This window comes from Moraxella sp. E33BD, assembly GCF_041807865.1.
GTDB lineage: Bacteria > Pseudomonadota > Gammaproteobacteria > Pseudomonadales > Moraxellaceae > Moraxella > Moraxella haemolytica.
Genome location: NZ_JBGTZD010000030.1, coordinates 1 through 2,548, shown reverse-complemented (window position 1 = coordinate 2,548; position 2,548 = coordinate 1). Strand labels below are relative to the sequence as shown.

General features: G+C 42.0%; 4 protein-coding genes. All 4 read right to left on the bottom strand.

Annotated elements, in window-relative coordinates; translation table 11 throughout:
• Positions 1-55: 55 nt before the first annotated feature.
• The 4 genes from ACERC6_RS10165 to ACERC6_RS10150 all read right to left on the bottom strand — a co-directional run bounded on the left by ACERC6_RS10165 (position 56) and on the right by ACERC6_RS10150 (position 2,472).
• Positions 56-592, bottom strand: a complete 537-nt coding sequence (locus ACERC6_RS10165) for a TIGR02594 family protein (protein ID WP_373628936.1) — start codon at positions 590-592, stop codon at positions 56-58.
• Positions 593-618: 26 nt separating this feature from the next.
• Positions 619-936, bottom strand: coding sequence for a phage holin family protein (locus ACERC6_RS10160; RefSeq protein ID WP_373628935.1), 318 nt, complete (start codon positions 934-936; stop codon positions 619-621).
• Between the two features lie 106 nt (positions 937-1,042).
• Positions 1,043-2,116, bottom strand: a complete 1,074-nt coding sequence (locus tag ACERC6_RS10155; RefSeq protein ID WP_373628934.1) for a hypothetical protein — start codon at positions 2,114-2,116, stop codon at positions 1,043-1,045.
• Complete coding sequence (locus ACERC6_RS10150) at positions 2,113-2,472, bottom strand: hypothetical protein (RefSeq protein WP_373628933.1); 360 nt, start codon at positions 2,470-2,472, stop codon at positions 2,113-2,115. Before ACERC6_RS10150 ends, ACERC6_RS10155 begins: the two co-directional genes overlap by 4 nt.
• Positions 2,473-2,548 lie beyond the last annotated feature (76 nt).

Below are 2,548 nucleotides of genomic sequence, written 5' to 3'. Positions count from 1 at the left end.
TCACTAAACTATATGCCTGCTATTATAGCAAGTAAAACGGAGATTGACAAATATTTCAAGCCTCATTCTTACTTACCTTGCCATCGCTGGCGAGTACAGGCAACGCAAACCGATGTGTCGCAGGCATAGACTGTGTGCCACACCAGCGATAGCCCAGCACACGAGATGGGCTAAATGGCTTGATATTGACCGCATCGCCTTGATTGCCGCCAAGCACCATAATATTACCATGCTTGTCTCTTCCAACACAAAACCCTACATGACCACCACCATTGCGGCTAAACACCACCACGCAGCCATAAGCGGGGTTATTGAGCTTACTGCCTGCCGTCACCCATGAACGAGCCAATGGGAAAGATTTTGGAATGTGATGCGACAATCCTGCCTTTGCCATGACAAATGCGACAAATGCACCGCACCATGGTGTTTCGTCATTTTGCCATACTTTTTCTTTTAGGCGGTGGGCTTGATTTGTGGCAGTAAAGCCTGTTGTCCACATCTCCACCACCAATGGGTTGTGCTTGACCCCCTTGATTTCTTGTTGTCCGATGTACTGGCGGGCGATTTGCACCCATTTTAATTCATTTTTCATTTTTGTGCTCCAATAAAAAGCCCCAATCAGGGGCTAAATATATGATTGATTTTTTTGCCGATGGCATCGATGGCGTTACCGCCCAAGTGACCGCTGATGGCGACCGCCACCGCTGTCAATAGCGGCTCGGTCTCTAGGTATTCGCAGAGGTAGAATGTGACGAAGCCAGCGAATGCTGACACCATCAATTCCCCAACGAGCTTAATGAACACTACTGTAAGCTTCTCAGGCTTTCTTTGCTTGTTAAGTCGCCTAATGAACGCAACCAGTCCACCTGCCATCGCCAGCAGTCCCACCCATAGATAGGTGATGATGGTGTAGGTGGTTGGGTCTTTTTCGATCATAATTATTCCTATGTTCTGTCCACTGTGATGTTGAGCTTGATGTTGTGTTTCATTTTTTCTCCTTGGTTAATAAAAAAGCCCCATGGTTGAGATGGGGCGGTGGTGGTTATGGGGGTGGTGTTATGTCATGATGGCCTCCTGTGAATGGGAATGGTAGATTATCAATTTCAGAAAAATAAATATTTATTACATCATGATTAAATATTAGGTTTCTTGTTGTGAATTCTTGTTTTATATCTTTCACAGTACCATTTTGATTAATATGCTCAAATGGCGGCACAGTCTTAATATGATTGCCATCAACACAGCCTACACACGCAAGCACCATGGGTGTCATAAAATGAGGGTAGGTTTCACCTGCCAAAAATTTCAATTGATAGTACCCGTCATAATCACCAATCGCATTTGTCAGCTCGGTGGTATCATAAGGATAGTATCCGACTGATAGCTTGGGGCTTAATATGCCAACACAGCGTTTGGCGGTGCGTATTGGCAACAACCTAGACAATGGCACGCCATGATTTTTTCGTTTGTCAATCATCGCTCGGTCGCTGCCTGTTTGATTGTTATAATAGTCCACACCATAATCATAATAATGTTCAACATGGCGAGTCAGCAGATTGGCTTCATCGCTGGATAATAATTTAATCTCACTGGGGATGTGTTGCCGTGTGGTTTTGGTCTGTAAAGACAATGGCACGCTACGAGAGCTAAATGTTACATTGCCCTGTCTGTCATACAGATTGATACCCACTTTATCCTCTTTGATGACATTAACATCAAAAATGTAAATGTGAAATTTGGCAAGCTCAGCATCTGATAATCTACCATTTGAATAAAACATCAGCCGTGCCATACCATTGAAATAGCCTGTATTTAGATACACCACAGGATTACATTGACTACTTAAACCATCATAATACACCCCTGCAATGGGACTGATGGCATTGGGCAGGTCAATATAGTACATACAGTATTCAGGTGTGTAAATGTTAGCCTTCCCTTCACGTAATTTAGAGTTAATGATTAGTCGCTTGGCTCTATACCAGTATTTTCTCTTATTTTTTTCAAAAGGTGTATCAAGTAATCTTGTTAACCTACCAGACTTAACAAAGCTAAATACAGCTTCATCACTATCTAATAATTTTTGACCTTGTTGATTAAAAGTTCTAAAACTCATACATACCCCCAGTAAAGTTTAATTGGTGGTTTTTGTTTATCGGCATTGCCTGCTTGTTCTGTACTGTATTCAAACCCTGAATTAGTGTAGTTAATATCGATACCCCAAAGATTGTAAGTATTCGTATAAACATACTCTTCTTCTACATCTTTAGCATCAGGAGGTACTGATAAATTATCATTACGAGACATATATACAGGCACGACAATGCGTGTCGTGCCTTGTGGGATGGTGTAATTAATACTCCGTCTTTCAGATGCACTAATTACTTTATTGCCGATAAATTTGGGATAACGACCTGTGATGTTGCTAATCTCACGACCGTCTCTATCCCATACTCTCAAACCACTTATCATCTGAATATCCCCAATTCTACTGCTTTTTTGCCTCGTGCTTTGTTGTACCAAACAATCAAGCCTTTTGAGTTAAGCT

Coding starts and splice junctions, on each gene's coding strand:
- ACERC6_RS10165 (WP_373628936.1), bottom strand. CDS start 592: ATGAAAAATGAATTAAAATGGGTGCAAATCGCCCGCCAGTACATCGGA.
- ACERC6_RS10160 (WP_373628935.1), bottom strand. CDS start 936: ATGATCGAAAAAGACCCAACCACCTACACCATCATCACCTATCTATGG.
- ACERC6_RS10155 (WP_373628934.1), bottom strand. CDS start 2,116: ATGAGTTTTAGAACTTTTAATCAACAAGGTCAAAAATTATTAGATAGT.
- ACERC6_RS10150 (WP_373628933.1), bottom strand. CDS start 2,472: ATGATAAGTGGTTTGAGAGTATGGGATAGAGACGGTCGTGAGATTAGC.